The organism is Flavobacterium sp. KH_001 (genome assembly GCF_057840745.1).
The window spans coordinates 4,314,939-4,330,090 of the sequence record NZ_CM174520.1 but is presented as its reverse complement, the minus strand read 5'-3'; the positions used below and the strand labels follow the sequence as shown (position 1 = coordinate 4,330,090).

The following is a 15,152-nucleotide window of genomic DNA, read 5'->3' as shown; positions in this document are numbered from 1 at the left end:
TATGAAAATTAGAACATTATCAAAGAAAAAAATAAAATACAACCTTGTATTTTTATTTTTCCTGAATTTGCTTTGTAGTAATGCAATAAATGCTCAGTCGAGTATTGTAGAGGGAAAAATTACTGATGCCGCCGGATTATCTTTGCCGGGTGTGAATATTCTCGAAAAGGGAACAAAAAACGGAACTTCAACAGATTTTGAAGGGAGTTTTAAATTAAATGTTTCAAATACTAAAGCTATCTTAGTAATTTCCTATTTAGGTTTTCAGACACAAGAAGTTAGTGTTGCCGGAAAATCTAAAGTAAATGTTAGTCTTGCTGAACAATCTAATGCACTTACGGAAGTTGTGGTTGTAGGATATGGTTCTGTAAAGAAAACGGATCTTACCGGTTCTGTAAGCACGATTAATGCTGCAACAATTACAGAAAGAAATACCATCAATCCATTAGAGGCCATTCAGGGAAGTACACCTGGAGTTCAGATTTCATCTAGCTCAGGACGCGCCGGTGATGGATTTAAAGTTGTAATTAGAGGAAACAACTCATTAGTATCAGATTCAAGTAATCCAAAAATGGTAGGTTCAACCCCTTTATATGTTGTTGATGGCGTGCCAATGGATGGAATTGATTTTTTGAATCCACAGGATATTGCCAGAATGGATGTATTAAAGGATGCTTCTTCTGCAGCTATTTACGGGTCTAGAGGATCAAACGGGGTTATCATTGTAACAACTAAAAGTGGTACTAGCGCTAAAGCAGGTATGAGTGTTACTTTTGACACTTCTTACGGAACTAAAACTGCCGCAAGACTTCCTGAGATGATGAGCGGTGAAGAATGGTGGAAATTTCACCAGGTAGCTTATATGAGTGCAACCCCTTTAACTCAAACACCCACACAATTAGCAGCACTAGCCGGAAACCAAAGTCCGTTATTAGTGTCAAGAGCAAATAGTGGTTATAATTTTGACTGGTATGATGCGGTGCTTAAAACAGGGATGACCCAAAATAATTATTTAAACCTTTCGGGACGTTCTGATTCAGGATTAAGTTATAATTTAGGTTTTGGTATTCAAAGCGATGAAGGTCTTATTGATAATGATTCAACAGATAAGTATTCATTTAAATTAGGTTTAAATCATAAGATAAATGATAAATTCTCTACGGGAGCAAATATTACAGTTGCTCGTTTGGATACGCAGTTAGGTAGTGACCTGGCAATGCAGGATGCTTTTAGATTAAGTCCACTTATGTCACCTTGGGCTATTGACGCCGATGGAAATGAATTAGTTGGAACAAATTTCTTTCTTCCTGGAAAATTAACTTATCCTGATGGTTCATGGGCAATCAATAAAACAAGTACTGTCAACCCTTTGGTAGAGATTGCAAATTCTTCTCAAACAGAAAAAACATGGCAAACAGTTGGAAACGTTTATTTTCAATACCAACCTATTAAATGGCTATCTTTTAAAACAACTTTTGCTGCCGGAATTAATAATACTAAAAGAGGATTGGCATATGGTGCACAAACTAATAACGGTGTAACATTAAACGGTAAAAATTCATCATCAATAGAAAATTTAGAGAACTTCAATTATACGTGGGATAATCAGATAGATTTGAAACATACTTTTAATGAGGTACATGACTTTAGTGTTTTATTATTGCAAAGTTTGTATTCAAATGTTGATGAAAGCTCTTATTTATATTCCAACAGTCAACCTTTTAACACAGGAACAGATAATATTGGTTCAGGAGTTCAAACAAGCTATGTTGTTAAATCATCTTATGCAAAAAACACCCTTAACTCTTATGCAGTACGTTTGAATTATACTTTTAAAGATAAATATTTATTAACGGCATCTAATAGATGGGATGGTTCATCTGTCTTGGCAGAAGGGGCAAAATGGGAGAGTTTCCCTTCAGTAGCTTTAGGTTGGAAAATTAGTAAAGAGGCATTCTTGGTAAATAATTCTATAGTTTCAGATTTGAAATTGAGAGCGAGTTTAGGATATACAGGAAATGACAATGTTGCGCCTTATACATCTCAGGCTTTATTAAATCAACAAACATTTTATGCAAATGGACCTAGTGTAGTTCCAGGCTGGCAATCAGAAACATTGGCGAATCCACTTTTGTCATGGGAAAAAACAAGAGAGATCAACTTGGGTCTTGATTTTGGTTTCTTAGCAAACAGAATTACAGGTAGTGTTGATGTTTATGACAGATTATCAGATGATTTGATTTACAAACAGCAATTACCATCAGAATCAGGTTGGAAAAATACATATTCAAATGTTGGATCTGTTAGCAATAAAGGTATTGAGGTTTTGTTGACTACTAAAAATATTAAAACAAATATGGTTAGTTGGGAAACGACTTTTACATTTACTAAAAACGTAAATAAATTGGAATCAATTTATAACCAGGATCAGGTAAGTGATATTGGAAATAATTTAATTCTTGGATCGCCTCTAAATCCTAATTATAATTATGTTTATGATGGTGTTTGGCAAGAGAGTGAAGCAGCTCAAGCAGCCTCATACGGACAAGCTCCGGGACAGGCACGACCAAAAGATTTAAATGGAGATGGTAAATTTAATCAGGATGACAGAACGGTAATTGGCAATCCAAATCCGGAGTGGCAGGGAAGTTTTTACTCTAAATTAAATGTAGGGCAATTCGATTTCAATTTTTCTGTATTAACAAGTCAGGGGCAAACGGTATTGAGTAGTTTTCACCAGAACTTTACTGATGTAAGTGACAGAGGACGTCAAAAACTGGCAATGGATTATTTCATTCCAACAAACGGAACAGGTATTGAGGCCAATGCAAATACTACAAATCCTCGTCCAGGGCCAGTTGCAACAGGAGCGGGAGCTTATTGGACATCTTTATTTGCTTACTACAGAGATGCATCATATGTAAAAATTAAAAACATATCTTTAGGATACACTTTTAATTCAGAGTTACTTAAAAGAATGAAAATGAGTAATTTAAGAATTTATGTAAATGTTTTAGATCCATTTGTATTTACAGATTTTGACGGATATGATCCGGAATGGGCAGGTTCAGCTTTTGGTGTAAACCGTCCGGCTTCTGTGACTACGCAATTGGGACTAAGTGTTAAATTTTAATAAGATATAAAATGAAAAAAATAATATTAATTTTAGGAATAATTGTTACTGTTTTTAGTTCATGTAGTGATTATATAGAAGAAGATAGCAAGTCATATGTACCTGCAGATGAGACTTACAAAACAGCATCAGGTTTTCAACTACTAGTGAATTCAAACTATGCCTGGCTTAAAGGAATATATGGAGGAAATCCATGGTTGTTTGAATCAGGAACTGATATGTATGCAGAAGGAAGAACTCCTGAGCCAGCCGGATTAAGTCAATATACTTTATTAATTCCTTCTTCAAACAATGTTGATGATTTGTACAATTCATGTTATCAGTTGATTCAGTCTGTAAATAAAACGGTTTATTATGCTACAGTTACAGAAAAAACCTCGAATTTAGATATGCTTGTTGGAGAAGCAAGATTTTTAAGAGCAAATGCTTATTTTTTATTGGTTCAAACATATGGTGGTGTTCCAATTGCTAATGAAAATGTAACCACTCCGATTTTATCTTTCCAAAGAAATACAGCTGAAGAAGTGTATACTGCGATTATTTCAGACCTTGATGCCGCACTTGCAAGCGTGGGAACAGGAACGTATAGCACAACAGGAAAAGTAAACAAAAGAGCCGTAAATGATTTATTGGCAAAAGTTTATTTGACAAGAGGTTACGAAACTTTTGGTAACGCTGCAGATTTTACAAAAGCGGCTTCTTATGCAGATGCTGCTATTGCAGGACAAGCTTTAAATTTAGATTCTGATCAGTTGTTTAAACCAGGTAATGATTTAAACGTTGAAACTATTTTCTCTGTACAATACGACAAAACTTCAACAAGTACTGATCCTACAAAATTAGGAAATAGTCAGTTTTATTATTTCAGCTCTTATCTTGGAGGATCTGAAACAGGAGCGCCATTAAGAAGTTACAATTTATGTCCAACTGATTATGCTTTAGGGTTATATGAAAAAGGAGATAAAAGATGGGAAGCTACGTTTATGACAGAAATTTTAGAAGAAACAACAACAGGATCTGATGGAAAGGCTAAAACAGTACTTTACTATCCATATTACAGAAGTACAAATCCGACTGCTTTGAAAGTAAGACACTTTTATGAGCCAAAATGGTTTACTCCAGCTGACAGATTAGCTTGGGAAACGGCAAATGCTTCGAGACTTGCAAAGACCTTTGTTTATCACCCATGGGGAGAGTATTCTGCGGCACATACTCTAATAAAAAATTTGGATTGTTATACTATTCCGGTTAAGAAATTTGATGATCCGGATCCAACGACACCGGCAGGTACTGCAACAAATAATCTTGTAAGTACTAGAGATATCATTGTATCAAGACTTGGAGAAACCTATTTGATAGCTGCTGAGGCTTATTTAAAAGCAGGAATTCCTACTACAGGTTTAGACCGTTTGAATGAAGTAAGAAGAAGAGCTGGCGTAGCAAATGCAACAATCGGACAATTTAATATCAGTTATATCCTAGACGAAAGAGGAAGGGAATTGCTTGGAGAGTACAAACGTTGGTTTGATTTGAAACGTACAGGAACTCTTGTAGAAAGAGCATCAGCACATAATTATAAAATTAAAGCAGCCAACTTTGTTGGTGTTGATGGTAAACTTAAAATTTTAAGACCAATTCCACAAAGTGCTTTAGATTTAAACCAAAATAAAGATTTTCCTCAGAATCCTGGTTATTAGTAATTTGATAATTTTTTGAGAAATTGTTTTTTGAAGAAGTTAAGAAGGAGTTTGGAAAAGTACCAAACTCCTTACTTAACTAATTTCATTTTAAGATGAAAAAGATATTTTTTATAGTACTGCTGATCTCTGCTGCTACTTTTGCTCAAAGCAATTATAGTGTAGATACTTCCTATACTATAAAAAGTACTTATAATAAATTAATCAAAAAATACCCCTTTATAACCGTCTCGCAAAGTCAGAGTAATATTGCAGTTACTGAAATTAAAGAGGTCATTTATCAAAAGCATAAAGACAGGATGTTGCATTTGGATGCTTTTTTCTTTAATAAGGAACAAAACAATCCCATAGTAATCATGATTCATGGTGGTGGCTGGAGATCAGGGAATAAGGATCAAATGCAGGACATGGCCAGAGAGATTGCTTCAAAAGGTTATTCTTGTTTTGCAATTGAATACAGATTGTCATTAGAAGCAAAATATCCGGAAGGAATTTATGATGTAAAAAATGCCATAAAATTTATAAAAGATAACGCTATAAAATTTAATGTAGATCCAGACAAAATTGCCGTTTTAGGTTGCTCATCAGGAGGACAAATGGCAGCTTTGATTGGTACAACAAATGAAATTTTAGATTTTGAAGATAAATCGTTTAAGAGTAAATCTTCTTCAAAAGTTCAGGCTATTATTGATATTGATGGAGTTTTAGCATTTAAACATCCAGAATCTTCAGAAGGAGATGTGGCTTCATTTTGGCTTGGAGGTACTTATGATGAAAAACCTGAAAATTGGAAGAATGCATCGGCTTTAAACCACACAAATAAAGGTTCACCTCCGATACTTTTCATAAATAGTAGTTTTCCCAGATTTCATGCAGGGAGAGATGATATGATCGCCATTTTAAATCAATATAAAATTTATAGTGAAGTTAAAACAATTGAGAATTCACCTCATTCTTTTTGGTTTTTTGAACCCTGGTTCAGTGAAACAATTGTTTACACCACACAATTTTTAGATAAAATTTTTAAATAATTCGCATACAAGATGAAAACAAAAATCACAATAACAAGCTTACTTTTATTAGGATCAATGGCAGTAAGTGCTCAAAAATACGATATTAAAACGGCAAAAACATATGCTGAAATTTCAGCCAAAACAGACGGAAAATGGGAAGGAAGAAAATACAAAGGCGGAACAGTTTTTAAAAATGTTGACAGACTAAAATTGGCTCCTGAGCATACAGATCATTCTTTTGATATTCGCTATGAGGGACCAGGTTGGGAAAGTAACAGAATTGGATATCGTTTGTATTTAGACTGGAGAAACGCAATTGATATTTTTGGAAAAAAGACGTCAGAGATGATTTTGCCAAAAGTTGGACAGGATAATTTTGATTCGTATCATGAAATGAGTGATTGGGGTGCTGATATTCTAAAAGCGGGTAAAGCAATTGGAATTGGCTCAATTGATCGTTATTTAAATAATGAAAAGTTACATTTTCGTGAAGTAGATTCTACTATTGCAACAGTGGTAAACAAAACGACTCAGTCAGGTGTAAAGGTGAATTATTATGGTTGGAAAACTGCTTCAGATAAAATCGACTTTATATCAGAATTAACAATTAAACCAGATCAGCTATATACACAGCACACGATTAAAGCTTCAAAAGAGATTAAGGGAATTTGCACCGGAATTGCAAAGCAAAAAAATACGGAGTTGTTTAAAAAAGACAGCAAAAATAAAAAGTGGGCTTACATAGCTACTTACGGCGAACAATCATTGGTTCCCGATAAGTTAGGGATGGCTATTTTTTACAAAACAGGAACAATTGAAAATAATATTGAGACAGATTTAGATTATTTACTAGTTTTCAAACCAACCACAAAAGCAACTGCATTTTACCTTTTAGGCGCTTGGGAACAAGAAGTGAGCGGAATAAAATCGAAAGAAGAATTTGTGAAATATTTAGATGAAAAATTAGAAATTTTAAATAAAAAAGGAAAAATGTAATTGAAGTGCAAGGACAAAAGGGAATGGAATTAGAAGTAGCTATGGGTATACTTTTAGTGAAGCACAATAGCATTAAATAAGTACTAGTAAACACATTTACAATGATAGACAATAGAAATATAAATTATGCCGCTTCAATTGTTCTGGGGTTTATGATATTATTTTTTTGTTGTAAAATCATAGCTCAGGGAACTTTAAATAATGAAATAGTAATTTCTAAAGATTTGAAGTGGTCAGAGCGAATGGCGCTTTCGATAATAAAACGTGATCCGAAAGCATGGCAGATTGACAATAACGAAAAACCAAAATGGGATTATAAACTGGGTTTAGTTATGACTTCATTCGAAAAATTGTATCATAAAACAAACAACCCGGTTTATGGAGATTATATTAAAGAATACGGTGAAACAGTCATAAATCCTTCAGGAGAAATTCTGAATTATAAATTAGAAGATTACAATATAGATAATATCAATGCCGGAAAAATGCTTTTTGATCTTCATAAAAGAACAAAAGACAATCGTTATCTAACTGCAATGCAAACTTTAAGAAAGCAGTTAGAAACACATCCAAGAACAAACTCTGGCGGATTCTGGCATAAGAAAATCTATCCCTACCAAATGTGGCTTGACGGTTTGTATATGGGAACACCATTTTATGCGCATTATAATTTAGATTTTGATGGTGGAAAAGATTTTAATGATATCGCAAAACAATTTGAGGAGATCCATTTGCATACTATTGATAAAAAAACAGGTTTATTATTTCATGCATGGGATGAGAGCAAACAAATGCCATGGGCCAATAAAGAAACGGGAACTTCACCTAATTTTTGGTCGCGTTCTATTGGTTGGTATATGATGGCGCTTGTTGATGTATTGGATTATATGCCACAAGATCATCCTAAAAGAAAAGAACTAATTCAATTTCTGAATGAAATTTCAATAGCTATTGCAAAATATCAGGACCCGACGGGACTATGGTATCAGATTACGGATGCAGGCTCAAAAGAAGGTAATTATCTGGAAGCATCCGGTTCAGAAATGTTTGTTTATACTTTTGCAAAAGGAGCAAACAAAGGATACTTACCAAAAAAATATAAAGATCTCGCAGCAAAAGGTTTTGACGGTATAACAAAGAAGTTAATCACTGTTGATCCTGATGGCGAAATACATATTATACAAGTCTGTGCAAGTGCAGGATTAGGTGGTAATCCGTATCGTGATGGCTCTTTCGAGTATTATATTAAAGAAAAAATAAAGGTAGATAATTCTCATGGATTAGGCCCTTTCATTTTAGCTGCATTAGAATTAGAAAAGTAGTAGAATTTAAATATATTTAAAATGAAGAATAGTAGAAAACAAGGTTATTTTGTATCGGCTTTACTAGTTTGTGTTATGGCTTTTACAAGTTGTAAAGTGATTTCGCAAGAGCCTGCAAGTAAGGATATCGTAATTTCTAAAGATTTAAAATGGTCGGATAAAATGGCTTTGACTTTGATGAAACGTCATCCTGAAAGTTACATGATAGACGACTCTAAAAAGCCGAAATGGGATTACGTACATGCTTTGGTTTTACATTCATTTGAAGAATTATACAAAAAGAATCCAGATCCTGGATATAAGGCTTACGTAAGAAGTTATGTAGATCAGTTTGTAGAAGGTGACGGATCTATTAAAACGTATGAATTTGACAAATACAACATTGATTTGGTTGTGCCCGGACGTTTACTTTTTGATGTTTATGCAGAATCAAAAGAGGATAAATATTTGAAGGCACTGCAATTAGTTCGTAAACAATTGACAGAACAACCAAGAACAGAAAGTGGAGGATTTTGGCACAAACAAATTTATCCTAACCAAATGTGGCTTGACGGCTTGTATATGGGAGAACCATTTTATGCACAATACACTGCTACTTTTGAAGGAGGAAAAAGTTTTGACGATATAGCTAAACAATTTGAATTAATTCAGTTACACGCTACAGACCCAAAGACAGGATTATTATATCATGGTTGGGACGAAAGCAAACAAATGCCTTGGGCAAATAAAGAAACAGGAAATTCACCAAACTTTTGGTCAAGAGCTTTAGGATGGTATGTTATGGCTTTGGTTGATGTGTTGGACTATATGCCAAAAGAGCATCCAAAACAAAAAGAATTGGTAAAGTATTTAAACAATGCTTGTACAGCTTTGGCGAAATATCAGGATAAATCAGGTTTATGGTATCAGGTAACAGATAAAGGTGGAGAAAAAGGAAATTATTTAGAAGCTTCCGGATCTTCAATGTTTGCTTATGCTTTTGCAAAAGGAGCTAATAAAGGATATCTACCAGAAAAATATAAAAAACTGGCTAACAAGGCTTTTGATGGTTTGACTAAAGTCTTAATCAAAAAGGTAGATGAAGATGGAGGTATCACATTAACAAATTGCTGTCAGGTTGCAGGTTTAGGAGGTAATCCATATAGAGATGGTTCGTATGACTATTATGTAAATGAAAGAAAAAAAGATAACGATCCTAAAGCAACAGGTCCGTTTATTTTAGCCGCTTTAGAATTGAACAGATAATTTTAAGTTGATATCTTCAACAGAAACTTAACAGGTTTAATGTAGAGAATTAACCATAAAGTTTGTCATTTCGACGGAGGAGAAATCACATAAAGTGAAGACACACAGTACGTCACTTTATGGATGTGATTTCTCCTCCGAAATGACACAAAAAAAGCTGACCTAATAGTAGTCTTAAAAAATGAAAAAGATAAAAGCCATTATTCTTCTATTATCGCTGTTTTCAATACAAAAGAATTTAGCCCAGGTTTGGGTACCTGATAATGGAGACGGAACGTACACAAATCCAATAATTCACGCAGATTATTCAGATCCGGATGCCGTTAGAGTAGGTGATGATTTTTATATGACTGCATCGTCCTTTAACTGCATTCCCGGTTTACCTATTTTGCATTCTAAAGATTTGGTCAACTGGAAAATTATCGGATATGCACTTTCCAAACAAATACCAACAGAAACTTTTGATAAAGTACAGCATGGCAACGGAGTTTGGGCACCAAGTATAACTTTTCATAATAATGAATTTTATATTTACTATCCGGATCCTGATTTTGGAATTTATATGATAAAAGCCAAAAAGCCCGAAGGACCCTGGTCTGAACCTATTTTAGTAAAAGCAGGATCGGGATTAATCGATCCTAGTCCGTTATGGAACGATGATGGAAAAGTTTATTTGGTACATGCCTATGCAGGAAGTCGTGCTAAAATTAAAAGTTTAATCACAGTTTGTACAATGAATGCAGAGGGAACTGTTGCTAATAATGATGAAGTAATGATAATTGATGGTCATGAAAGTGAAGGTACAATTGAAGGACCAAAGTTTTATAAGCGAAATGGATACTATTATATTTTTGCTCCGGCGGGAGGAGTTTCGACAGGCTGGCAAACGATTTTAAGATCGAAAAATGTATTTGGTCCTTATGAGAAAAAGAAAGTTTTAGAGCAGGGTAAAACTACTATAAATGGGCCACATCAGGGAGCATGGGTACAAACACAAACGGGTGAAGATTGGTTTATACATTTTCAGGATAAAGGAGCATACGGGCGAATCGTTCATCTTCAGCCTATGAAATGGGAAAAGGATTGGCCTGTAATGGGAAAAGATTATGATAAAAACGGAATTGGAGAGCCTGTAACGACTTTCAAAAAACCAAATGTAGGTAAGAAATATCCAATTGAAACTCCTGCAGAAACAGATGAGTTCAATGATCCAAAATTAGGACTGCAATGGCAATGGCAGGCAAATACTCAGGTAGAATGGGGATTTCCGACGAGTTTAGGATATCTAAATTTATTTTGTTTACCAACATTAAAAGAAACCAATAAAATCTTTGAAGCGCCAAATTTGTTATTGCAAAAATTTCCTGCTGAAGAATTTACAACGACTACTAAATTAACTTTTAACGCAAGATTAAATGGTGAGTCGACAGGACTTTTAATAATGGGATTAGACTATAGTTATTTGTGCCTTAGAAATGATAACGGAAAGCTGTATTTAAATCAAAAAACAGGAACTTTTGATAAAAAAGTTTCAGAAACAGAAACGACTCCAATATTAGTTTCAAACAATACAATTTATTTGAGAGTTCAGATTAAAAAAGGAGGAGTTTGTAATTTTTCTTATAGTTTGGATGATAAAAAATATTCCTCAATTGGAAGTGATTTTAATGCAAAAGAGGGAAAATGGATTGGTGCCAAAGTTGGACTTTTTGCCTTGAGCGAAAAAGTAACAAATGACTCAGGAAATGTTGTCGTAGATTGGTTTAGAATAACGAAATAAAATAACGATGAGTCAATTTAGAAAAACAGTATTATTTCTTTTATCGGTTTTAAGTTTTGGTCTTCAGGCGAAAAACAATTATAAAAGTGGGCCAGACATTATTCGTAAAAATGATTTACTTTGGTGTGGCACAACGGAGGCAAAGGCAATTGCAGAAAATGTCTTGTTGCTTCAAAGTAATATTATTGGGTGGCCAAAGAATATCCAAATGCAAAATTTACTTAGGAAAGCAGAAAAACAAAAGCTGATTGCATTAAAAAATGATAAAGTAGTTTTAGTTGTTGCACAAGACGGATCTGGTGATTATACCAAAATTCAGGATGCGATATACGCCTCCCCATCCTTTCCATATGAAAGGGTCATCATCAATATAAAAAACGGAATTTATAATGAGAAGGTTAGAATTCCCGAATGGAATACGCATTTAACATTAATTGGTGAAAGCAAAGAAAATACCATTATAGCTTTTGACGACAATTTTAAGAAAGTCAATCTAGGGCGAAATAGTACTTTTTACACCTATACAGTTTTAGTGGAAGGAGATGATTTTTCGGCATCTAATTTAACCATAAAAAATACTTCGGGAGATAATGGTCAGGGGATTGCATTATCCGTCGTGGCCAATCGTGCAAAGATTTCAAACTGTATTATTTTAGGAAATCAGGATACTTTATACCTTTCCGGAAAAGAAGCAAAACAATATTTTAATAACTGTTATATAGAAGGTACAACCGATTTTATTTTTGGAAGTGCAACTGCTTTATTTGAAAATTGTACTATTCACAGTATCAAAAGTTCCTATATAACGGCAGCTTCAACTCCTGAAGGAACTCCATTTGGTTTTGTTTTTAAAAATTGTAAACTTACCGCTAATCCTGATGCGACAGCAGTTTACTTAGGAAGACCTTGGAGAATTTATGCCAAAACAGTTTATATAAATTGTGACATGGGAAAACAGATTAAAGCCGAAGGTTGGGAAAATTGGTATAAATCTGATGCTGAAAAGAATTCTTTTTATGCCGAATACAATTGTAAAGGTGAAGGCTCGCAACCAGCCAAAAGAGTATCATGGTCACATCAGCTTAAAAAATCAGAAGCGGACAAATATACTATAGAAAACATTCTTAAAGATTCAGATCAAAAGTGGTATTCCAGATAAATTTTGGCTTCAAAAAAATATATATTATGAATGTTAAATGTCTCTTTTTTTTATTACTTTCTTGCTTTTCTTTTGCTCAGAATAGCGAATTTCCGACGGCAAAAGTTGATTCAATTGTCAATAGGATTCAGTTGCCTATTTTTCCTTCTTATCAAATAAATATCCAAAAAATTGGGGCTAAAGGAGATTCTGTAACCAATAATAAAGTTGCTTTTGACAAGGCAATGGCGTTGTGTAAAAAGAATAACGGAGGGACCATCATTGTTCCTAAAGGAATCTATAAGATTAACGGACCAATACATTTTGTAAGCAATGTAAATCTTAAGATAGAGAAAGGTGCAAAAATTAAATTCAGCGATAATCCACAAGACTATTTACCTATGGTTCTAACAAGTTGGGAAGGTACAATGTTGTACAATTACAGTCCGCTAATTTATGCATACGAATGCTCTAATATTGCCATAACAGGTGAAGGTACTATCGATGGAGAAGGAGGTAAGACATGGAAGAGCTTTAAAGCAAAAGAGGAAGCTGGTAAAAATAGAAGTCGTGAGATGAATCATACTAATGTTCCTTTGAAAGAAAGAACTTTTGGGGAAGGGTATTTTTTACGTCCACAAATGATTCAGTTTTTTAATTGTAAAAACATTTTGGTTGAAAATATTCGTATAGAAAATTCGCCTTTTTGGTGTCTACATTTATTGAAATCACAAAGTATCACTGTGCGTGGTGTTAGCTATAAATCGTTAAATTATAACAATGATGGTATTGATCCAGAATATGCGAAAGATGTTTTAATTGAAAAAGTAACCTTTGATAATGGCGACGACAATGTAGCTATTAAAGCGGGAAGAGATCATGAAGGAAGAGCCAATACAGCAACGCCAAGTGAAAATATTGTAATTAGAAATTGTAATTTTAAAGGCTTGCATGGAGTAGTTATTGGTAGTGAAATGTCTGCGGGAGTCCAAAATGTATATGTGGAGAATTGCAAAACGGTTGGCTATTTAAAAAGAGGAATTTATTTAAAAACCAATGCAGATCGTGGAGGTTTTATAAAAAATATTTTTGTTCGAAACATTCAGTTAGATGAGGTCGAAGATTGTTTATATATGACCGCGAATTATCATGGAGAAGGTAGAGGATTTCAATCAGAAATTTCAAATATCCATTTTTCAAATATTACCTGCAATAAAGCATCAGAATCAGGAATTGTGATCCAGGGGTTTCCAGACAAAAAAATTAAGAATATTTCTTTAACTAATATTGAAATAAAGTCAGCGAAAAACGCCATTTCAAACGAAAATGCAGAAAATGTATTAATGACCGATGTTTTTATTGGAAAAAGAGCCACCGTTCCTACAGCAGCCAAATAGTTTTTTTCAAGTTTCAAAGGAGCAAAGGTTTTCCTCAATCTAGTTATTCCGAGAAACGAGGAATACCCGCAAGAAACTCTACTCAGTTTTGTTATTCTGACAAAGGAACACACAAGAAACTCGGCAAAGTTTTCAGAAAGTAATTCAACAAAGAATAGAAAAAAACATAAGCAATAAAGTTTTCAATAAATCTAAGAAGTCTAAAAAATGAAAGAATATATACTAATCCTCTTCCTTATAACAACAACCTGTTTAGCTCAAAAAACAACAGTCTATTGTATTGGTGATTCAACAATGGCAAACAAAAAAGATCCGGAAAGTAATCCTGAGCATGGATGGGCACAAGTACTTCAGCCTTTTTTTACTGAGAGTATAGTTATAAAGAATAAGGCTGTCAATGGGAGAAGTACAAAAAGTTTTATAAATGAAAATCGTTGGGACTCGATATATAAAAAGCTCAAGAAAGGAGATTATGTATTGATAGAGTTTGGACATAATGATGAAAAAATTGAAGATTCAACCAGATATACAAACCCGCATACAAGCTATAGATATAATTTAATTCGATTCGTAAAAGAAACAAGAGCTAAAGGTGCAACACCAATATTACTTACATCAATTGCCAGACGAAATTTTAATGAAAAAGGGGTATTAGTATCAACGCATGGTGATTATTCATTAGAAACAAGACTAGTAGCGCAGGAATATAACGTCCCCTTTATTGATTTGGAATATTATACCGAATTGCTGGAACAATCATATGGACCTGAAAAATCGAAGCAATTGCATTTGCACTTCAAAGTGGGAGAAAATGCTTATTATGATAAAGATAAAGCGGATGATACGCATTTGTCTTTGTTAGGAGCAACAAAAATTGCTACAATTTTTATTAATCAACTTAGGATTTTAGAGGAGCCTACTTTAGAAAAACTTAAAAAATCTATTAAGTAAGTTTCAATACATTTTAAGATTTAAAACTTTAGCATGAAAAAAACTTATTATGTTATAGTTTTTTATATCTCGTAACAATTAAAATAGATGTTACCCTAATCTGCTAGTATTATAATTTCTAAAGGTAAATTTAATTTCTAGTTTATATCAAATTTGTATCGTCTTAGTAAGAAATCTTACCTTGATAGAAGTTTATTGTTTTTTTTTATTCTTAATATTTTTTACCGTTTAAATATTTTGATATTTTTTTCGCAAGAATGGGAGAGCTTATGCTGTCCCATTTTTTTTGTTTTAACATGTCTTCTTGTATATGTTTTTACTATTAGTAAATAGGAAGCTATATTTATTGTTTTTAGGCTCTAAAGAGTTTTTCATATTTTAATACGAGTATCGGAGCGTATTTCAAATACCTTAATCTATAATTTAAAAAACTTTTGGTGGTAAAGTAAAAAGGTATTTAGGGAGAACTTTGCACCTTCA

10 protein-coding genes are annotated in these 15,152 nt (G+C 33.5%); all 10 read left to right on the top strand.

What is annotated here, in order from left to right:
* Window position 1: 1 nt before the first annotated feature.
* The 10 genes from AC3ITQ_RS18505 (at window position 2) to AC3ITQ_RS18460 (ending at window position 14,672) form a co-directional block, all read left to right on the top strand.
* A complete protein-coding gene (locus AC3ITQ_RS18505; protein WP_489235613.1) occupies window positions 2-3,133 on the top strand; it encodes a SusC/RagA family TonB-linked outer membrane protein in 3,132 nt (1,043 codons plus the stop codon).
* A gap of 11 nt (window positions 3,134-3,144) precedes the next feature.
* Window positions 3,145-4,830, top strand: a complete 1,686-nt coding sequence (locus AC3ITQ_RS18500) for a RagB/SusD family nutrient uptake outer membrane protein (protein ID WP_489235612.1) — start codon at window positions 3,145-3,147, stop codon at window positions 4,828-4,830.
* A gap of 95 nt (window positions 4,831-4,925) precedes the next feature.
* Window positions 4,926-5,861, top strand: a complete 936-nt coding sequence (locus tag AC3ITQ_RS18495) for an alpha/beta hydrolase fold domain-containing protein (protein ID WP_489235611.1) — start codon at window positions 4,926-4,928, stop codon at window positions 5,859-5,861.
* A gap of 12 nt (window positions 5,862-5,873) precedes the next feature.
* The gene (locus tag AC3ITQ_RS18490) at window positions 5,874-6,839 is read left to right on the top strand and encodes a DUF4861 family protein (protein WP_489235610.1); all 966 of its coding nucleotides are present in this window, start codon (window positions 5,874-5,876) and stop codon (window positions 6,837-6,839) included.
* A gap of 101 nt (window positions 6,840-6,940) precedes the next feature.
* Window positions 6,941-8,161 (top strand): glycoside hydrolase family 88/105 protein, encoded by a 1,221-nt coding sequence (locus AC3ITQ_RS18485; protein WP_489235609.1) that lies wholly within the window; start codon window positions 6,941-6,943, stop codon window positions 8,159-8,161.
* 21 nt (window positions 8,162-8,182) lie between these two features.
* Window positions 8,183-9,406: a glycoside hydrolase family 88/105 protein gene (locus AC3ITQ_RS18480; protein ID WP_489235608.1), complete on the top strand. Its 1,224-nt coding sequence runs from the start codon at window positions 8,183-8,185 to the stop codon at window positions 9,404-9,406.
* Window positions 9,407-9,587: 181 nt separating this feature from the next.
* Window positions 9,588-11,186, top strand: coding sequence for a glycoside hydrolase family 43 protein (locus AC3ITQ_RS18475; RefSeq protein ID WP_489235607.1), 1,599 nt, complete (start codon window positions 9,588-9,590; stop codon window positions 11,184-11,186).
* 7 nt (window positions 11,187-11,193) lie between these two features.
* Window positions 11,194-12,345 (top strand): pectinesterase family protein, encoded by a 1,152-nt coding sequence (locus AC3ITQ_RS18470; protein ID WP_489235606.1) that lies wholly within the window; start codon window positions 11,194-11,196, stop codon window positions 12,343-12,345.
* A 26-nt stretch (window positions 12,346-12,371) separates the two neighbouring features.
* A complete protein-coding gene (locus AC3ITQ_RS18465) occupies window positions 12,372-13,721 on the top strand; it encodes a glycoside hydrolase family 28 protein (protein WP_489235605.1) in 1,350 nt (449 codons plus the stop codon).
* 207 nt (window positions 13,722-13,928) lie between these two features.
* A complete protein-coding gene (locus tag AC3ITQ_RS18460; RefSeq protein WP_489235604.1) occupies window positions 13,929-14,672 on the top strand; it encodes a rhamnogalacturonan acetylesterase in 744 nt (247 codons plus the stop codon).
* Window positions 14,673-15,152: the final 480 nt, after the last annotated feature.

What these genes read in the sequence shown, in the direction of transcription:
- AC3ITQ_RS18505 (WP_489235613.1), top strand. Translation starts at nt 2, where the DNA reads ATGAAAATTAGAACATTATCAAAGAAAAAAATAAAATACAACCTTGTA.
- AC3ITQ_RS18500 (WP_489235612.1), top strand. Translation starts at nt 3,145, where the DNA reads ATGAAAAAAATAATATTAATTTTAGGAATAATTGTTACTGTTTTTAGT.
- AC3ITQ_RS18495 (WP_489235611.1), top strand. Translation starts at nt 4,926, where the DNA reads ATGAAAAAGATATTTTTTATAGTACTGCTGATCTCTGCTGCTACTTTT.
- AC3ITQ_RS18490 (WP_489235610.1), top strand. Translation starts at nt 5,874, where the DNA reads ATGAAAACAAAAATCACAATAACAAGCTTACTTTTATTAGGATCAATG.
- AC3ITQ_RS18485 (WP_489235609.1), top strand. Translation starts at nt 6,941, where the DNA reads ATGATAGACAATAGAAATATAAATTATGCCGCTTCAATTGTTCTGGGG.
- AC3ITQ_RS18480 (WP_489235608.1), top strand. Translation starts at nt 8,183, where the DNA reads ATGAAGAATAGTAGAAAACAAGGTTATTTTGTATCGGCTTTACTAGTT.
- AC3ITQ_RS18475 (WP_489235607.1), top strand. Translation starts at nt 9,588, where the DNA reads ATGAAAAAGATAAAAGCCATTATTCTTCTATTATCGCTGTTTTCAATA.
- AC3ITQ_RS18470 (WP_489235606.1), top strand. Translation starts at nt 11,194, where the DNA reads ATGAGTCAATTTAGAAAAACAGTATTATTTCTTTTATCGGTTTTAAGT.
- AC3ITQ_RS18465 (WP_489235605.1), top strand. Translation starts at nt 12,372, where the DNA reads ATGAATGTTAAATGTCTCTTTTTTTTATTACTTTCTTGCTTTTCTTTT.
- AC3ITQ_RS18460 (WP_489235604.1), top strand. Translation starts at nt 13,929, where the DNA reads ATGAAAGAATATATACTAATCCTCTTCCTTATAACAACAACCTGTTTA.